This window comes from Delftia tsuruhatensis NBRC 16741 (assembly GCF_001571325.1).
In the GTDB taxonomy this organism is placed as follows: Bacteria; Pseudomonadota; Gammaproteobacteria; order Burkholderiales; family Burkholderiaceae_C; genus Comamonas; species Comamonas tsuruhatensis.
The window spans coordinates 313241-330392 of the sequence record NZ_BCTO01000010.1; the positions used below are offsets into that span (position 1 = coordinate 313241).

Sequence of the window (17152 nt, forward strand, 5' to 3'; positions counted from 1 at the left end):
TGGTCTGAAGCGGGACCCGAGGCTCAGGCAAACACGCCGGCCGTGTCCTGCATCTTCCCGGACACGATGCCCAGATGGTGCAGCGTGTCCCCACCCGTCATCTCCATCTGCGTCAGGCGCTTGAAGTAGTGGCTGCCTGCGTACTCGTCGGTCACGCCGATGCCGCCGTGCAGCTGCACCGACTGCTGGCCCACATAGCGCAGCGACTGGCCCAGCTGGACCTTGGCGCGCGCGATGGCCACGTGGCGCTCGGCCTCGGGCGTGTTCATCTTGAGGCTGGCGTAGTAGCTCATGGAGCGGGCCAGCTCCAGCTGCATCTTCATGTCCGCCACGCGGTGGCGCAGGGCCTGGAAGCTGGCGATCACCGTGTTGAACTGCTTGCGCTGGTTCATGTACTCGGTGGTGAGCTTCAGTGTCTGCTCCATGGCGCCCACGCCTTCGGCGCACAGGGCGGCGTTGGCCACGTCCTGGGCCAGCGTCAGGGCGGCCAGGCCATCGGTCGTCACCAGCGTGGCGGGGGTCGCCTGGCAGCGCAGCTCGGCGGCGCGGCTGCCATCCTGGGTCCGGTAGCCCTGGGTGCTGACGCCGCTGGCGCCGCGCTCCACCAGGAAGAGGGCGATCTTGCCGTCCAGCTGGGCCGGCACCAGGAAGGCATCGGCCGCGTCGCCTGCGGGCACCACGCTCTTGGTGGCATCCACCGTGTAGCCGCTGCCGCTCTTGCCGGCCGTGGCTGCGCAGACGTCGAGCCGGTAACGGGCCTGGCGCTCCTGGTGTGCCAGCACGACCAGGGCCTCGCCGCTGGCCACGCGCGGCAGCCACTGGCCTGCCACGGAGGCGTCGGCATGCTGGCCGAGCACGCTGGATGCCACGAAGGCCTGTGCCAGCGGCTCCATCACCAGGCCGCGGCCCAGCTCTTCCATCACCACCATCACGTCGGTGGCGCCCTGGCCCAGGCCGCCGTGCTCCTCGGGCACGGTCAGTGCCGTCAGGCCCAGTTCGGCCAGCTCGCCCCAGGCCTCGCGCGAGAAGCCGCCCGCCTCGACGATGGAGCGGCGGCGCTCGAAGGTGTAGCCCTTGTCCACCCAGCGGCGCACCGCGTCGCGCAGTTGCTGCTGGTCATCCGAAAAATCAAAGTCCATTTTCTGTCTCCCGAAGCTGATCGAAGCGCGTCCGGCGCACTTCTGGGGTCAGCGAAACTCCAGCCAAAATCAGCCCAGCACCGTCTGAGCGACGATGTTTCTCTGGACCTCGTTGGAGCCGCCGTAGATCGTCGTCTTGCGCATGTTGAAATAGGTCGATGCCAGCGGCGCGTTGTCCGCCACGCCGCCGGGGAAGTCGCCCTGCCAGCCGGCTTCCATGGCTTCTTCGATGAAGGGCAGGCTGAAGGGGCCTGCGGCCAGCATCATCAGCTCGGAGTAGCGCTGCTGGATTTCACTGCCCTTGATCTTGAGCAGGCCGGCGATGTCCAGCGGGTTCTTGCCCGATTTCTCGGCCGACAGCACGCGCAGCACCAGCATCTCCAGCGCCACCACGTCGACTTCGAGCTTGGCGATCTCGTCGCGGAAACGCTGGTCCTCATAGACGCCTTCGGCCTTGGCGATGCGCTTGAGGCGTTCCAGCTCGCGCTTGGCGCGGTTCACATCGGCGATGTTGGTACGCTCGTGGCTGAGCAGGTGCTTGGCGTAGGTCCAGCCCTTGTTCTCCTCGCCGATCAGGTTCTCGGCCGGCACTTCCACATTGTCGAAGAAGACCTCGTTGACCTCGCACTCGCCGTCCAGCAGCTTGATCGGGCGCACGGTCACGCCAGGGCTCTTCATGTCCACCAGCAGGAAGCTGATGCCGGTCTGGGGCTTGCCCTCGTTGCTGGTGCGCACCAGGCAGAAGATCCATTCGCCGTACTGGCCCAGCGTGGTCCAGGTCTTCTGGCCGTTGACGATGTACTTGTCGCCCACGCGCTCGGCGCGGGTCTTGACGCTGGCCAGGTCCGAGCCCGAGCCCGGCTCCGAGTAGCCCTGGCTCCACCACACTTCACCGCTGGCAATGCCGGGCAGAAAGCGCTGCTGCTGCTCGGGCGTGCCGTAGGCCATGATCACGGGCGCCACCATCACGGGGCCGAAGGGAATGATGCGCGGCGCGCAGGCCAGGGCACATTCCTCCTCGAACAGGTGCTTTTGCACGGCGTTCCAGCCGGGTCCGCCGAACTGCTTGGGCCAGCCGTAGCCCAGCCAGCCTTTCTTGCCAAGAATCTTGGCCCAGTTCTGCAGGTCGTCGCGCGTCAGGCGCAGCGAATGGCGCACCTTGTGCGCGATGTCCTGGGGCAGGTTGGCCCGCACCCAGGCGCGGACTTCCTCGCGAAAGGACTGTTCTTCAGGGGTAAATGCCAGGTCCATGGACTGTGTCTCCTTCAATCCCGGCTTTTGTAGCACGCGCGTTCTTTTTTGAACTGTCCAGGGCGTGACAACCTATGGCAATCCCTGATGGCTTCACGGCCGCCGGATATCAGGCAGGCTGATCGGGTTCTTCCAGACCCAGCTGGGCGTAGACATGTGCCAGACGTGCCTGCAGCTGGCGTACCTGGGCTTCCAGATCGACCACGCGCTGGGCCAGGGCATCGCCGCGTGCGCCTGCTGCCGCAGGGGCCGAGGCGATCGCGTTCACGTCCACGGGGCCGCACAGCAGGTGGGCCCAGCGTTGTTCGCGCGCGCCGGGCGCGCGGGGCAGCAGGACGACCAGCGGGCCGCCTTTTTCCTCGCTGCGCTCGCGCAGCTCTTCCAGGAAGGCCTCGACCGAGGAGATGTCGGCAAAGCGGTGCCAGCGCTCGGAGTTGATGCGCAGCTCGCCCGCCGTCTGCGGGCCGCGCAGCATCAGCAGGGACAGCAGCACGGCGCTCTGGTCGGGCACACCCACGCCGCGCGGGAAGTTGTGTTCCCAGCGCGTGGCGCGTGCGCTGCTGATCTGCACGGACATGGTGCGCAGGCGCAGGCTGTCCAGCGCTTCCTGGGCTTCGCCCTCGCTGACTTCCATCACCGGATCGCGGCTGCTTTTCTGGTTGCAGCCCGTCACCAGTGCGTTGAGCGTGAGCGGGTAGCTGTCGGGCACGGTACGCGCCTTCTCCATCAGGGTGGCCAGCACGCGGGCTTCGACGGCGGTCAAGGGGGTGGAGCGGGGATCGAATGGCATGGGTCTGAGGGCAAGAGGTGACAAGGCCCGGCAGGGCCATGGGCCTTGCCGGGGCTGGCGCAGGCCGCGCGGCCCGCGGTGCGACAATCGCCGCCCATGAAAAATATCGTGATCCTGATCTCGGGCGGCGGCTCGAACATGGCTGCCATTGTGCGTGCTTCGCAGCAACAGGACTGGGCGCGGCGTTATGGCGCCCGCGTGGCCGCCGTGGTCAGCAACAAGGCCGAGGCTTCGGGCCTGGTTTTCGCGCGCGAGCAGGGCATTGCCACCGAGGTGCTGGACCACCGCCCGTTCCCCAGCCGCGAGGCCTTCGACGCCGAGCTGGCCCAGGTGATCGACCGGCACGCGCCCGCGCTGGTCGTGCTTGCCGGCTTCATGCGCATCCTCACGCCGGGCTTCGTTGCGCATTACGAAGGTCGCATGATCAACATCCACCCCTCGCTGCTGCCCGCCTTCACGGGCCTGCACACGCACCAGCGGGCCATCGATGCAGGCTGCCGCTTCGCCGGCTGCACCGTGCACCGCGTGACGGCCGAGCTGGATGTGGGCCCCATCCTGGAGCAGGCCGTGGTGCCCGTGCTGCCCGGCGACACGGCCCAGGCACTGGCCGCGCGCGTGCTGGTGCAGGAGCACATCATCTACCCGCGCGCCGTGGCGCAGTTGATGCGGGGCTAGGGTCTGCTCACAGGCCTTCGCTCTGAAAGGCCTGCTGCTCCACTTCGGGGCAGCGTGCAAAGCGGGGCTGCTCCACGCCGTTGATGACCACGGTTTCGTTGAACATGGCGGCCGGCCGCACCCACAGGCCGCGCTCGCCGTAGAGCGCGCGGTACAGGGTCATGGACTCGCGCGTTTCGCTGTGGCGCACGGTGGCAAGCACCTCGTAGGGAGCGCCCTTGTAGTGGCGGTACAGGCCCGGGGGCGTGGCAATCAGAGGGGGCAGGTCGTCATCGGTCATGGGGCGCCATGGTAGCCGTGCCAGCCCGGCGTTGCTCCGGGTTCCGACCTGCGCCCCTCTCGGATTTGCAAGGCAGTGGGACAATCGCGGCCATGCATCCCAAACAGCTTCTCGACGCCTGCGCCGAACTGGTCAAGCGCACCCTGACTTTCGAACACCCGGCCGACGCCGTGGTGTCACGCTTTTTCCGTGAAAACCGCAACCTGGGCCCGCGCGAGCGCGCTGCGCTGGCCGAGACCGCCTACACCGTGCTGCGCAAGAAGCTGCTTTTTGAGAGCCTGGCGCGTTCTGGCAGCGGCTCGCGTGAGCGCAGGCTGGCCATTTTGGGCTTTGCCCACAGCCAGGAGGCACTGGCCCGCGTGGCTGGCAAGACCGAGCAAGGTGTCAAGGACGCACGCAGCTTCGTGCGCGCCGCGCTGTCGCCGCAGGAGCTGCAATGGCTGGACGCCTGCGAGGCCGTGCGTCCCGACGAACTGATGGAGCCGCACCGCCACAACCTTCCCGAATGGCTGGTCGCGCCGCTACAGCAGCAACTGGGCGATGACTTCTGGGCCTTTGCCCAGAGCATGGAGCAGGCCGCGCCGCTGGATCTGCGCGTCAATGCGCTGAACGCCAAGCGTGCCGATGTGCAAAAGGAACTGGCCGATGCCGGCATCGCCGCCGAAGCCACGCCTTACTCGCCCTGGGGCCTGCGTGTGCAGGGCAAGCCGGCGCTGGCCCGGATGGACGCTTTCACGCGCGGTGCCATCGAGGTGCAGGACGAAGGCTCGCAACTGCTGGCGCTGATGCTCGATGCCAAGCGCGGCGAAATGGTGGTCGATTTCTGTGCAGGCGCAGGCGGCAAGACCCTGGCCATTGGTGCTTCGATGCGCAGCACGGGGCGTCTGTACGCCTTCGATGTCTCGGGCCACCGGCTCGAGGCCCTGAAGCCGCGCCTGGCGCGCTCGGGCCTGTCGAACGTGCACCCCGCGGCCATCGCCCATGAGCGCGACGACCGCGTCAAGCGCCTGGCCGGAAAGATCGACCGCGTGCTGGTTGATGCCCCCTGCTCGGGCCTGGGCACGCTGCGCCGCAATCCCGACCTCAAGTGGCGCCAGTCGGCCAAGGCCATCGAGGAGCTCACGCAAAAGCAGGCGGCCATCCTGGCCAGTGCTGCGCGGCTGGTCAAGCCGGGCGGACGCCTGGTCTATGCCACCTGTTCGGTCCTGCCCCAGGAAAACGAAGCCATCGCCGACGCCTTTGCAGCGGAGCACTCTGACTTCGTGGCCATGGATGCCGGAGAACTTCTGGCCCAGCTCAAGGTGGAGCGGGGCGATGTGCTGTGCAGCGGCGGCGAGACCGGCACGCAGTACCTGCGCCTGTGGCCCCAGCGCCATGAGACGGACGGGTTTTTCGCCGCCGTTTGGACCCGGAAGCCGTAACTTGCAGACGCAATAAGCTGTAAATCGCGGGAGATTGCCGAACGACTTCACGGGGGGCTCGCCTAAAATTGAGGCATCGGTGCCATTGGGCGCCGGCTTTGGCAAAGGCTTGGGTCATGTCTGTGGATTTCGCGTCGGTTTGGAATATTGCCCTGGACTGGATGGCCCATGGCCTGTGGCAGCTGTCGTGGTGGCAGCTGCTGCTGTATGCCCTGGTCACCACCCACGTCACGATTGCGGGCGTCACCATCTTCCTGCACCGCTGCCAGGCCCATCGTTCGCTGGACCTGGGGCCGGTGCCCTCGCATTTCTTCCGGTTCTGGTTGTGGTTGGGCACGGGCATGGTCACCAAGGAGTGGGTGGCCATCCACCGCAAGCACCACGCCAAGTGCGAAACCGAGGACGATCCCCACAGCCCGCAAACGCGCGGGCTGGATACCGTGATGCGCCAGGGCGCGGAGCTGTACCGCGAAGAGGCCAAGAACGCCGAGACGCTCAGGAAGTTCGGCCACGGCACGCCCGACGACTGGATCGAGCGCCATCTCTACAGCCGGCATTCGATCTGGGGTCCTTCTCTGATGCTGGTCATCAACGTGCTGCTGTTCGGCGCCATCGGACTGACCATCTGGGCCGTGCAGATGGCCTGGATTCCGTTCTGGGCTGCCGGCGTGGTCAACGGCCTGGGCCATTTCTGGGGCTACCGCAACTTCGAGGCCCAGGACGCCAGCACCAACCTCGTGCCCTGGGGCCTGGTCATCGGCGGTGAGGAACTGCATAACAACCACCACACCTATCCGACCTCGGCCAAGTTCTCGGTCAAGCGCTATGAGTTCGATGTGGGCTGGGCCTACATCCGGGCGATGCAGGCGGTCGGCTGGGCCAAGGTCAAGAAAACGCCGCCCAGGCTGGTCATGGGCGCCATCAAGCCTGTGGCCGACGAAAAGACGCTGGAGGCCGTGATCGCCAACCGCTACGAGGTCATGGCCCGCTATGCGCGCGGCGTGCGTGCCGCCGTGCAGTTCGAACTCGATGCGCTCAAGCAGCGCAAGGCGCAGCAGGCCGACCTGTCCTTGCTCAGGACGGCGCGCCGCTGGCTGCACCGCGATGCCGACAAGGTGCCCGCCCAGGCGCAGGACCAGCTGGCCCAGGCGCGCGCCGCCCATCCCGTGCTGGACCAGATGCTGGTCATGCGCGAGGAGCTGCGCCAGCTGTGGCTCAACACCTCGCTGTCGCGCGAGCAGCTGACGGCCCATCTGCAGGCCTGGTGCCATCGCGCCGAGGCCAGCGGCATTGCCGCGCTCAAGGAGTTCTCGGTCAAGCTGCGCGCTGCCCACGCCTGAAGCTGCGAAGCCAGCCGGCAAGCGTCCATTCCCGGGGCCGCATCTTCTCTTCGGAGGCGATGCGGCTTTTTGCTGCGGGGTTCGGCTGCAGTTCCAGACCTGCCGTGGCCTGGGACACGGAGCGGACTCTTATCCGCAGGTCCGCGCCTGCGCGCCAGCCCTGGCCCGGCTGCAGCCTGAGGGTCAGCCCCGGCGCTGCATCGGCCCAGACCTGCTGCGGGACGCTGATTTCCAGGCTGCCCTGGCGGCAGAACAGCTCGCAGCCCTCCTGCATGGACAGATACAGGTCGTTTCCGGGGGCGAGATGGCGCAGTTCGAACGAGCGGGTGTGGGCGTTGTGCATGGGTCTGTGTCCTGTAGTTCCAGGCCCCAAGCGTAGGCATTCGGCCCTCTTTGGCACAGGCACAGCCTATGGTTTGTTGCGCCGCAGCAGTGCAGGCAGTCCATGTTCTGTTCTGCTGCATGGCTTGATGATCTGTATCTGTTGCGTAACAGGGCCTTGAGGCAAGATCTCGGTCAAGCACTTCCATCCCCAGCCGTTTTCCATCCTGCCCATGACCGCCGCAAGCGCCGCCCCCACCCTGTACCGCCGCCTGGCGGCCGACTACAGCCTGGCCATGGAGATGGGCACGCTCAAGGCGGGCGAGCGCATGCCTTCCGTGCGCGAGCTGATGCGCCGCCACGAGGTCAGCCTGTCCACGGCGCTGCAGACGCTGCGGCATCTGGAGGATCTGGGCCAGCTCGAGGCCCGCCCGCGCGTGGGCTACTTCGTGCGCGATGCCCGGCCTGCAGGGCTGGCGCCTGCCAGCGAGCCGGATCTGAGCCAGCCCGTGCAGCCGTTGCCACAACAGCACTTTGCGGGCATCAATGAGCACATCTCGCTCATGCTGGAGCGCGGCCGCCAGGCCGACGTGCAGGTGGACCTGGGCGGTGCCACGCCGCCGCCGGAACTGTTCGATCGCGGCTACCTGAACCAGGCGGCTGCCCGGCTGCTGCGCGAGCAGCCCGATCTGCTGGTGCTGGGGCGTTCCATGATGGGCAGCCACCCTGATTTCCAGCGGGCCATGGCGCGGCGCGCGCTGGCGGCGGGCATCCATGTCGCACCGGCCGATGTGCTGGCGACCACGGGCAATTCCGAGGCTGTGAGCCTGGCGCTGGCCGCCGTGGCCTCGCCCGGCGACGTGGTGGCCGTGGAGTCGCCGACCTACTACGGCCTGCTGCAGGTGGTGGAGTCGCTGCAGATGCAGGCGCTGGAGATTCCCTGCAGCCCGCGCACCGGCCTGTCCCTCGAGGCACTGGAGCTGGCCCTGCAGACCCAGCCCCGGCTGAAGGCCGTGGTGGTCGTGCCCGAGCTGCAGATGCCGCTGGGCACGCGCATTCCCGATGAACACAAGGCCAGACTGGTCGAGCTGTGCGCCGCCCACGGCGTGGCGCTGATCGAGGACGACTCCTACGGCCTGTTCGTGGAAAGCAGCCAGCCCGTGCGCCCCATCAAGGCCTGGGACCGCCTGCCGGGACATGTGATCTATTGCGAGGCCTTCAACAAGAGCATGGCGCCAGGCTTGCGCCAGGGCTGGATGAACGCCGGCCAGTGGCATGGCCGTGTGCAGATGCTCAAGTTCGCGCGCAGCCGGGGGACCCAGACCCTGGCCCAGTTGCTGGCGGCCGCCTGCGTGGGCTCGCCCGCGCATCTGCGCAATCTGCAGCGCCTGAAGCAGCAGCTGCGGCGCCAGCGCGAGGGCATGGCGCAGCTGGTGGCGCGCTTTTTCCCGTTGGGAACGCGGCTGAGCCTGCCGCCCGGCGGGCTCAGCCTGTGGCTGGAGCTTCCGGCTGGCGTGTCCACGTCCGCGCTGTTCACGCAGGCGCTGGCGCGCGGCATACGCACGGCGCCGGGCAGCATGTTCTCCAACTCGGGCCGCTACGAGCACTGCATGCGCCTGGGCTGCACCCTGCCCGTGGATGGCGTGGTCGAGCAGGCCTGCCGCGATCTCGGCGCCATGGCCTGCGCGCAGCTGGGCCAGCCCGCGCGCCACGGGTGAGGGACGCAAAAAAACCGCCGGGCTTGCGCCGGGCGGTTTCTTTGTCGGTACCAGGGACAGGCTGAATTACTTCAGCTTGATTTCCTTGTACGTGACGTGCTTGCGAGCCTTGGGATCAAACTTCATGATCGCCATCTTCTCGGGCATTGTCTTCTTGTTCTTGGTCGTGGTGTAGAAGTGGCCGGTTCCTGCAGTGGATTCCAGCTTGATCTTTTCGCGTCCGCCTTTAGCAGCCATGGTGTTTCTCCTTGAGGGATTTAGGCTTGGCCACGGGCACGCAGGTCTGCGAGCACGGAGTCGATACCGTTCTTGTCGATCAGGCGCAGAGCAGCGCTGGAAACGCGCAGGCGCACCCAACGGTTTTCGCTCTCAACCCAGAAACGGCGGTATTGCAGGTTGGGCAGGAAACGACGCTTGGTCTTGTTGTTGGCGTGGGAAACGTTGTTTCCCACCATGGGCTTCTTGCCCGTTACTTCACATACGCGTGCCATGAGGACACTCCGATAGTTGTACAGCCGCCGACGCTGATGCCCTGCATTTGCTGCAGGGCCTGCCGGCAACCTCACCTCGCCATAAAGGGTGGCGGTAACCCCATCGCTGAAAGTGTCCTGGCCATGCAAGCAAGGCGCGCTTCAAATTCAGCAAAGCCACGGATTATAGCGTCTTCATGAGAAAAGCCCCTGGGCCAGCCAATCACGGCGGCAGCCAGGGGCTTTTGCCGCCCTGCACGAGGGCAGGGCGGGCGGGATGGCTTCCCGCTTATTCCTGCTCCAGGAAGCGCTGGGCGTCCAGCGCGGCCATGCAGCCCGTGCCGGCGCTGGTGATGGCCTGGCGGTAGACATGGTCCTGCACGTCGCCGGCCGCGAACACGCCGGGCACGCTGGTCTGGGTGGCGAAGCCCTTGAGGCCGCCCTGGGTGATGATGTAGCCGGTCTCGTCCATCTCCAGGTGGCCCTTGAAGATCTCGGTGTTGGGCGCGTGGCCGATGGCGATGAAGCAGCCCTGCAGCTGGATGTCCTCGGCATGGCCATCCTGGGTGCTCTTGATGCGGATGCCGGTCACGCCGGACTGGTCGCCCAGCACCTCGTCGAGCACGAAGTGGGTCTTGAGTTCGATCTTGCCGGCACGGACCTTGTCCATGAGCTTGTCCACGAGGATGGGCTCGGCCTTGAACTTGTCGCGGCGGTGCACCAGGGTGACCTTGCTGGCGATGTTGGACAGGTACAGGGCTTCCTCGACGGCGGTGTTGCCGCCGCCGACCACGCACACGGGCTGCTCGCGGTAGAAGAAACCATCGCAGGTGGCGCAGCCCGAGACGCCGCGGCCCATGAAGGCCTCTTCGGAGGGCAGGCCCAGGTACTTGGCCGAGGCGCCCGTGGCGATGATCAGGCTGTCGCAGGTATAGGTGCCGGAGTCGCCGGTCAGCGTGAAGGGGCGCTTGGAGAAATCGACGCTGTGGATGTGGTCGAACACCACCTGGGTCTTGAAGCGCTCTGCGTGCTCCAGGAAGCGCTGCATCAGTTCGGGGCCCTGTACGCCGTTCACGTCCGCAGGCCAGTTGTCCACTTCCGTCGTCGTCATCAGCTGGCCACCCTGGGCCATGCCGGTCACCAGCAGCGGGTTGAGGTTGGCGCGCGCGGCGTAGATGGCGGCCGTGTAGCCGGCAGGGCCGGAGCCGAGGATCAGGACTTTGGCGTGTTGCGTAGAAGACATGGATGCAGTTCTTGAAAAAGGCGCACGCCGGCAGTCGGCGTGCAGAAAAAAGATACATCGGGCACAGCCATGGAGTATCGCTCCGCAGCCGGGTTCCCGTTGCCATGCGGATCAATGGCCCGGATTGTCAAAAATGATCGGCATGGCGCCGTCATGCAGCGGCGTCATGTTCTGTTGCAAGTGCTTGCATTACGCTAGCAGGCCGTCCTGGCTGTTTTTGCGGCCAGCCCGAGGGGGCTGGGGTAAGCTCCCGCCTGCGTATGACCTACTCATTGAACGCTCTGAACGCTTCCACATCCGCCAAGGGCAAATCCAAGTCTGCGGCGCGCCCCGGCATGGTGGCGCGCTTCGGCCATGAAATGCTGCTGTTGGCGGGGCTGCTGGCCCTGGTGTTCTGGCTTGCCTCCATGCTCAGCTACTCGCCCCAGGATCCAGCGTGGTCCACCTCCGGGGCGGGACACGCGCGCCTGGTCGCCAACTGGATGGGCCGCGTCGGAGCCTGGCTGGCCGACGCCTGCTATTTCGGCTTCGGCATGTCGGTCTGGTGGCTGGTGCTGGCCTCGGTGCAGACCTGGATGTCTTCCTTCGCCCGCTGGCTGCGGGGCGGCGTACCCCGCGATGGCGTGCAACTGCCGCCGCTGTGGCGCCGGCGCCTGCGTTTCTGGGGTGGCCTGCTGCTGCTGCTGGGCGCAAGCTGCGCGCTGGAATGGACGCGGCTGTACCGCTTCGAGAGCGTGCTGCCAGGCCCTGCCGGCGGCGTCTTTGGCTACATGCTGGGCTACCACAGCCTGCAATGGCTGGGCTTCATGGGTTCGGGCCTGATCGGCATCTGCGTGGCCGTGATCGGCCTGGCCATGGTGTTCCGCTTTTCCTGGGGGCATCTGGCGGAATCCATGGGCGCACGCCTGGATGGATGGGTGCATTTTCTCTTCGCGCGCCGCGAGAAGGCCCGGGACGAGGCCGCAGGCCGCCGTGCCGCGCGCGAGCGCGAAGAGGTGTTGCAGGAAGAGCGCACGGAAAGCGCCGTGCAGCACCCGCAGCCCGTGCAGATCATCGAGCCCGTGCTGCAGGAGGCGGCGGCCCCCAGCGTGCGCGTGGTCAAGGAGCGCCAGAAGCCGCTGTTCTCCGAATTGCCCGACAGCAAGCTGCCCCAGGTGGACCTGCTCGATGCGGCGCAGCAGCGCCAGGAAAGCGTCTCGCCCGAGACGCTGGAGATGACCAGCCGGCTGATCGAAAAGCGCCTCAAGGACTTTGGCGTGGAAGTGCATGTGGTGGCCGCCATGCCCGGCCCCGTGATCACGCGCTACGAGATCGAACCGGCCACGGGTGTCAAGGGCTCGCAGATCGTGAACCTGGCCAAGGATCTGGCGCGCTCGCTGTCCCTGGTGTCCATCCGCGTGATCGAGACGATCCCCGGCAAGAACTTCATGGCGCTGGAGCTGCCCAATGCCAAGCGCCAGTCCATCCGCCTGTCCGAGGTGCTGGGCTCGCAGGTCTACCACGATGCCAAGAGCATGCTGACCATGGGCCTGGGCAAGGACATCGTGGGCAACCCGGTGGTGGCCGATCTGGCCAAGATGCCGCACGTGCTGGTCGCCGGCACCACGGGTTCGGGCAAGTCGGTGGGGATCAACGCCATGATCCTGTCGCTGCTGTACAAGGCCGAGGCGCGCGATGTGCGCCTGCTGATGATCGACCCCAAGATGCTGGAAATGTCGGTCTACGAAGGCATTCCTCACCTGCTGTGCCCCGTGGTCACCGACATGAAGCAGGCCGCCAACGGCCTGAACTGGTGCGTGGCCGAGATGGAGCGCCGCTACAAGCTCATGAGCAAGCTGGGCGTGCGCAATCTGGCGGGCTACAACACCAAGATCGACGAGGCCAAGGCGCGCGAGGAATCGATTCCCAACCCCTTCAGCCTCACGCCCGAGGAGCCCGAGCCGCTGCAGCGCCTGCCGCACATCGTCATCGTCATCGACGAGCTGGCCGACCTGATGATGGTGGTCGGCAAGAAGATCGAGGAGCTGATCGCGCGCCTGGCCCAGAAGGCCCGCGCGGCCGGCATCCACCTGATCCTGGCCACCCAGCGCCCCAGCGTGGACGTGATCACCGGCCTGATCAAGGCCAACATTCCCACGCGCATCGCCTTCCAGGTCAGCAGCAAGATCGACAGCCGCACCGTGCTCGACCAGATGGGTGCCGAGTCCCTGCTGGGCATGGGCGACATGCTCTACATGGCCAGCGGCACGGGCCTGCCCGTGCGCGTGCACGGCGCCTTTGTGTCCGACGAGGAAGTGCACCGCGTCGTGGGCTACCTCAAGGAGCAGGGCGAGGCCGACTATATCGAGGGTGTGCTCGAAGGCGGCACGGCCGAGGGCGACAGCGAGTTCGGCGCGGAGTCCGGCGACGGCGGCAACGGCGAGAAGGACCCCATGTACGACCAGGCCGTGGAAGTGGTGCTCAAGGACCGCAAGGCCAGCATCTCGTATGTGCAGCGCAAGCTCAGGATTGGTTACAACCGCTCGGCCCGCCTGCTGGAAGATATGGAAAAGGCGGGCCTGGTCAGCGGTCTCACGGCCAGCGGGCAGCGCGAAGTGCTGGTGCCGGCGCGCGCCGGGGAATGAGCCCGCATTTCGCAATCATGGAGAAAGAATGAAACGTCTGTTGACTGCAGTTGTGATCGCGGCAAGCGCGACGGCCTCGTGGGCCGATGGCCTCAAGAGCCTGGAAGCCTTCATGAAGAATTCCCAGGCCGGCCGCGCCGAATTCACCCAGGCCGTCACGGCCCCGTCCAAGGATGGCCAGCCGCCGCGCACCAAGAACTCCAGCGGCCAATTCGAATTCCAGCGTCCCGGCAAGTTCAGGTTCGTCTACACCAAGCCGTTCGAGCAGACCATCGTGGCCGACGGCAAGACGCTGTGGCTCTATGACGCCGACCTCAACCAGGTCACGCAGCGCGCGCAGGCCCAGGCCCTGGGCAGCACGCCTGCCGCCATCCTGGCGTCGGCCAGCGATCTCAAGGCGTTGAGCGCCGACTTCGATCTGCAGTCCGCGCCCGAGCAGGATGGCCTGCAATGGGTCCAGGCCAGCCCCAAGGACAGGAACGGCCAGCTCAAGAGCGTGCGCGTGGGCTTTGCAGCCGATGGGCAGCTTTCGGCGCTGGACATCCTCGACAGCTTTGGCCAGCGTTCGCTGATCCGCTTCAGCAAGCTGCAGACCCAGGCATCCCTGCCGGCCACGACCTTCGAGTTCAAGGTGCCTGCGGGCGCCGACGTGCTCAAGCAGTAATCCACCGCTGCGCAGGGCGGCCCTTCAAGAACCTCACACGCTGCGGTGCGCAGTTTGTGAGGTTTTGTAATGGTTTTGCCTAATATCGCCGGGACAATAGCGGCCTGCGGCCAGCGACTGTTTCGACGTCCCTTCGAGGACATGCTGGCCGGCTCTCGCATGTCTTTATGAACCTCAGTCGCAAGTTGCCGCTCGCCATTGCCATGGCGCTGCTATTCACCCTGGCCGCCGGATTCTTCGGCCTCTGGTCGGCCCATCAATCCCTTGGCGTCTTTCACGGCGACGTACAGCGCCACATGGCCGCAGAGCGCCTTGCCGCAGAAGTGGAAGGCCACTTCAAGACCCAGGTCCAGGAATGGAAGAACGTGCTGCTGCGCGGCTCGGACAACGCGCTGCGCGAACGGCACTGGAAGGGCTTTCTGTCCGATGAGCGCGCCGTGCAGGACAAGACCACCGCCTTGCTGGCCCTGGTGGAAGACACCGCCCTGCGCGAGATGGCCCAGCGCTTTGTGGCACAGCACCGCAAGATGGCCGAGGGCTATCGCGTGGGCCTGGACAAGTTCGAGGCCACGGGCTTCGACCCCTCCGTGGGCGACATGGCCGTGCGCGGCGTGGACCGCGAGCCGGCCGAGCTGCTGTCCCGGCTCAAGGCCGGCATCGCTGCCCAGAGCAAGTCCGTGGCCGATGATGCCTACAGCAGCGGCAGGCGCGCCACGGAATTGAGCCTGGCGCTGATGCTGGTGGCGGCCGTGGCCGGCGTGGCCATTGGCTGGCTCATCACCCGCGCCGTGGTGGCACCGCTGCGCAGCGCGGTCCGGCTGGCCGAGAACGTGGCCCGTGGCCATCTGACCAATGCCATAGCGAGCGGCGGCCGCGACGAGCTGGGCCAGCTGCTGCGGGCGCTGGGCGCCATGCAGGAACAGCTGCGCAGCATCGTCGTGGAAGTGCGCGGCAATGCGGAGCAGGTGGCATCCGCCAGCTCGCAGATCGCAGCGGGCAACAGCGACCTGGCCCAGCGCACCGAGCAGCAGGCGTCGGCCCTGCAGATGACGGCATCCTCCATGGACCAGCTCGACTCCACCGTGCGTGGCAATGCCGATCACGCAGAGAAGGCCAACCTGCTGGCTTCCTCCGCCAGCGACATTGCCACGCGCGGCGGCGATGCCATCTCGGCCGTCGTGGGCACCATGCGCAGCATCCAGGATGCGTCCGAACGCGTGGTCAGCATCATCGAGGTGATCGACGGCATTGCCTTCCAGACCAACATTCTTGCGCTCAACGCGGCCGTGGAGGCCGCACGGGCCGGCGAGCAGGGCCGGGGCTTTGCGGTGGTGGCCGCCGAGGTGCGCACGCTGGCCCAGCGCAGCTCGGGTGCGGCGCGGGAGATCCGCGACCTGATCCAGGCCAACGCCCAGCGCGTGGCCCTGGGCGCCCAGGAGGTGGACAGTGCGGGCGCGACCATGGCCTCGGTGCAGGAGGCGATTGCCAAGGTCTCGCGCATGATCGGCGCCATCAGCCATTCCAGCGGCGAACAGAGCGCGGGCGTGAGCCATGTCAACAGCGCCATCGTCCGCATCGAGGAAGGCACCCAGCAGAACGCCGCGCTGGTGGAGCAGACCAGTTCGGCCGCCGAGAGCCTGCGCAAGCAGGCCCATCAGCTGGTCGAACTCATGTCAAGGTTCAGGACGGCTTGAGCGCGGCGGCGGGCGCAGGGCGCAGCCGGTCGTGGAGGGCGGCCAGCACCAGGGTCGCGGCCACGGGCAGGGCCCAGCCCATGCCGTTGCCCGGCAGGCTGTTCAGGAACGCGGGCAGCCAGTCCTCCTGCCAGCCGGCAGCCCTGGCTGCATCGATGAGACCAAACAACAGGGCCACGGCCAGCACCGGTGCGAACACCCGCTGCGCATTGCGCCACAGGCCAGACAGCAGGCTCAGCACCACCAGGGCGATGGCCAGCGGGTAGATGCCCACGAGCACGGGTCCGGATACGGCGATCAATTGGGCCAGGCCCTGGTTGGACACCAGAATGCAGGCCAGGCCGATGGCCACCACCACTGCACGGTAGGGCAGGCGCAGCATTTGGCTGAAGTAGGCGCCGCAGGCACTGACCAGGCCCACGGCCGTGGTCAGGCAGGCCAGGGAGATCACCACGGCCAGCAGCAGGCTGCCGATGGGGCCGAAGGTGTGATCCACATAGCGCGTGAGGATGAGCACGCCGGTCTGTGCCTGCGGGGCGATGGACTGGCTGGTGGCGCCCAGATGGATCAGCGACAGATACACCATGCCCAGTCCGACGGCGGCGATCACGCCCGCGACGATGGCGTAGCGCGTCTGCAGGCCGGTATCGGAGATGCCGCGGTCACGGATGGCGTTGACGATGACGATGCCGAAGGCCAGCGCCCCCAGCGCGTCCATGGTCTGGTAGCCCTCCAGGAAACCTTCGGTCAGCGGCGACACCAGGTAGTCGCCACTGGCCCTGGTGGCCTCCCCGGCCGGCAGCAGCACGGCGGCGGCGCCCAGCACCACCAGCGCCAGGATCAACACGGGCGTGATCAGCTTGCCGATGTTGTCGATCAGCTTGCCCGGGAACAGGGACAGGCCCATGACCAGGGCGAAGTACACGGCAGAGTAGATGAACAGGGCTGTGCTGCTGTGGCCCATGAAAGGCGCAAAGCCCATCTCGAACGACACCGTCGCCGTGCGCGGCGTGGCGAACAGCGGCCCCAGGATGAGATAGATCAGCAGGCCCAGCACCATTCCGGCCTTGCGGCCCACGGGCGAGGTCAGTGCGTCCATGCCGCCGCCCACTCGCGCCAGTGCGACCACCGTGAGCAGGGGCAGGCCCACGCCCGTCAGCAGGAAGCCGGTGGCCGCGGCAGCCGCGTGTTCGCCGGCGCCCTGGCCGACCATGGGCGGAAAGATGATGTTGCCCGCGCCGAGGAACAGCGCAAAGGTCATGAAGCCTAGGGCGATCAGGTCCCTGGTCTTGAGTGTTTGCATGGATGCAGAAATGAAAAGGCCCCGCATTGCCGCATGGCAGGCGGTTCCGTAAACGGAGGGAGGCGCGGGGTTGGAAGGCTGCGATGACGCAGGCCCGAAGGTCGCGCGTGGATCGCGCGGCCGGCTCCGCAAAGGGCAGCATTTTAGGGCTGCGGCCCGAAGCAGGTGTGAAATGTCAGTGATTGCTCTTGATGGGGTGCATGCAAACAATCCATGTCG

Annotated in this window: 16 protein-coding genes; 7 read left to right on the forward strand and 9 right to left on the reverse strand. The window is 66.7% G+C overall.

Going from position 1 to position 17152, the window contains the following annotated elements; genetic code table 11:
• Positions 1–23: 23 nt before the first annotated feature.
• From DTS01S_RS04465 to DTS01S_RS04475, 3 genes are all read right to left on the reverse strand, one after another.
• Positions 24–1139: an acyl-CoA dehydrogenase family protein gene (locus tag DTS01S_RS04465; RefSeq protein ID WP_061287389.1), complete on the reverse strand. Its 1116-nt coding sequence runs from the start codon at positions 1137–1139 to the stop codon at positions 24–26.
• Positions 1140–1208: 69 nt separating this feature from the next.
• Positions 1209–2390: an acyl-CoA dehydrogenase family protein gene (locus tag DTS01S_RS04470; RefSeq protein ID WP_017405188.1), complete on the reverse strand. Its 1182-nt coding sequence runs from the start codon at positions 2388–2390 to the stop codon at positions 1209–1211.
• Between the two features lie 109 nt (positions 2391–2499).
• A complete protein-coding gene (locus tag DTS01S_RS04475; RefSeq protein ID WP_016445756.1) occupies positions 2500–3180 on the reverse strand; it encodes a YceH family protein in 681 nt (226 codons plus the stop codon).
• A gap of 96 nt (positions 3181–3276) precedes the next feature.
• On the opposite strand from DTS01S_RS04475, the gene purN reads away from it, so the two are divergent.
• Positions 3277–3855 carry a phosphoribosylglycinamide formyltransferase gene (purN, locus tag DTS01S_RS04480; protein WP_016445757.1) on the forward strand — a complete coding sequence of 193 codons (579 nt, stop codon included), beginning with the start codon at positions 3277–3279 and terminating at the stop codon, positions 3853–3855.
• 7 nt (positions 3856–3862) lie between these two features.
• Here purN and DTS01S_RS04485 read toward each other — a convergent pair whose 3' ends face one another.
• Positions 3863–4135, reverse strand: a complete 273-nt coding sequence (locus DTS01S_RS04485; protein WP_016445758.1) for a DUF1653 domain-containing protein — start codon at positions 4133–4135, stop codon at positions 3863–3865.
• 92 nt (positions 4136–4227) lie between these two features.
• Between DTS01S_RS04485 and DTS01S_RS04490 the strand changes: the two genes are divergently transcribed.
• A complete protein-coding gene (locus tag DTS01S_RS04490) occupies positions 4228–5556 on the forward strand; it encodes an RsmB/NOP family class I SAM-dependent RNA methyltransferase (RefSeq protein WP_017405190.1) in 1329 nt (442 codons plus the stop codon).
• Positions 5557–5672: 116 nt separating this feature from the next.
• A complete protein-coding gene (locus DTS01S_RS04495; RefSeq protein WP_016451099.1) occupies positions 5673–6896 on the forward strand; it encodes a DesA family fatty acid desaturase in 1224 nt (407 codons plus the stop codon).
• Here the strand turns inward: DTS01S_RS04495 and DTS01S_RS04500 are convergent.
• The gene (locus DTS01S_RS04500) at positions 6871–7239 is read right to left on the reverse strand and encodes a hypothetical protein (RefSeq protein ID WP_017405191.1); all 369 of its coding nucleotides are present in this window, start codon (positions 7237–7239) and stop codon (positions 6871–6873) included. The genes DTS01S_RS04495 and DTS01S_RS04500 overlap by 26 nt on opposite strands.
• Positions 7240–7450: 211 nt before the next feature.
• Here DTS01S_RS04500 and DTS01S_RS04505 point away from each other — a divergent pair, with 211 nt between their 5' ends.
• Positions 7451–8935, forward strand: a complete 1485-nt coding sequence (locus DTS01S_RS04505; RefSeq protein ID WP_016451100.1) for an aminotransferase-like domain-containing protein — start codon at positions 7451–7453, stop codon at positions 8933–8935.
• 66 nt (positions 8936–9001) lie between these two features.
• Here DTS01S_RS04505 and rpmG read toward each other — a convergent pair whose 3' ends face one another.
• The 3 genes from rpmG to trxB all read right to left on the reverse strand — a co-directional run bounded on the left by rpmG (position 9002) and on the right by trxB (position 10648).
• Entirely contained in the window at positions 9002–9172 is a 171-nt protein-coding gene (gene rpmG / locus DTS01S_RS04510; protein ID WP_012207164.1) for a 50S ribosomal protein L33, read from the reverse strand.
• Between the two features lie 20 nt (positions 9173–9192).
• Positions 9193–9426 carry a 50S ribosomal protein L28 gene (gene rpmB, locus DTS01S_RS04515; protein WP_012207163.1) on the reverse strand — a complete coding sequence of 78 codons (234 nt, stop codon included), beginning with the start codon at positions 9424–9426 and terminating at the stop codon, positions 9193–9195.
• 268 nt (positions 9427–9694) lie between these two features.
• Complete coding sequence (gene trxB / locus DTS01S_RS04520; RefSeq protein WP_016445763.1) at positions 9695–10648, reverse strand: thioredoxin-disulfide reductase; 954 nt, start codon at positions 10646–10648, stop codon at positions 9695–9697.
• A gap of 260 nt (positions 10649–10908) precedes the next feature.
• Between trxB and DTS01S_RS04525 the strand changes: the two genes are divergently transcribed.
• The 3 genes from DTS01S_RS04525 (at position 10909) to DTS01S_RS04535 (ending at position 15630) form a co-directional block, all read left to right on the forward strand.
• Positions 10909–13272, forward strand: a complete 2364-nt coding sequence (locus DTS01S_RS04525; protein WP_016445764.1) for a DNA translocase FtsK — start codon at positions 10909–10911, stop codon at positions 13270–13272.
• A gap of 28 nt (positions 13273–13300) precedes the next feature.
• The gene (gene lolA / locus DTS01S_RS04530) at positions 13301–13936 is read left to right on the forward strand and encodes an outer membrane lipoprotein chaperone LolA (protein WP_026062340.1); all 636 of its coding nucleotides are present in this window, start codon (positions 13301–13303) and stop codon (positions 13934–13936) included.
• A gap of 167 nt (positions 13937–14103) precedes the next feature.
• Positions 14104–15630, forward strand: a complete 1527-nt coding sequence (locus DTS01S_RS04535; protein WP_017405194.1) for a methyl-accepting chemotaxis protein — start codon at positions 14104–14106, stop codon at positions 15628–15630.
• Here DTS01S_RS04535 and brnQ read toward each other — a convergent pair.
• The gene (gene brnQ / locus DTS01S_RS04540) at positions 15617–16933 is read right to left on the reverse strand and encodes a branched-chain amino acid transport system II carrier protein (RefSeq protein ID WP_061287397.1); all 1317 of its coding nucleotides are present in this window, start codon (positions 16931–16933) and stop codon (positions 15617–15619) included. The two genes, DTS01S_RS04535 and brnQ, sit on opposite strands and share 14 nt — an antisense overlap.
• Between the last annotated feature and the right edge of the window lie 219 nt (positions 16934–17152).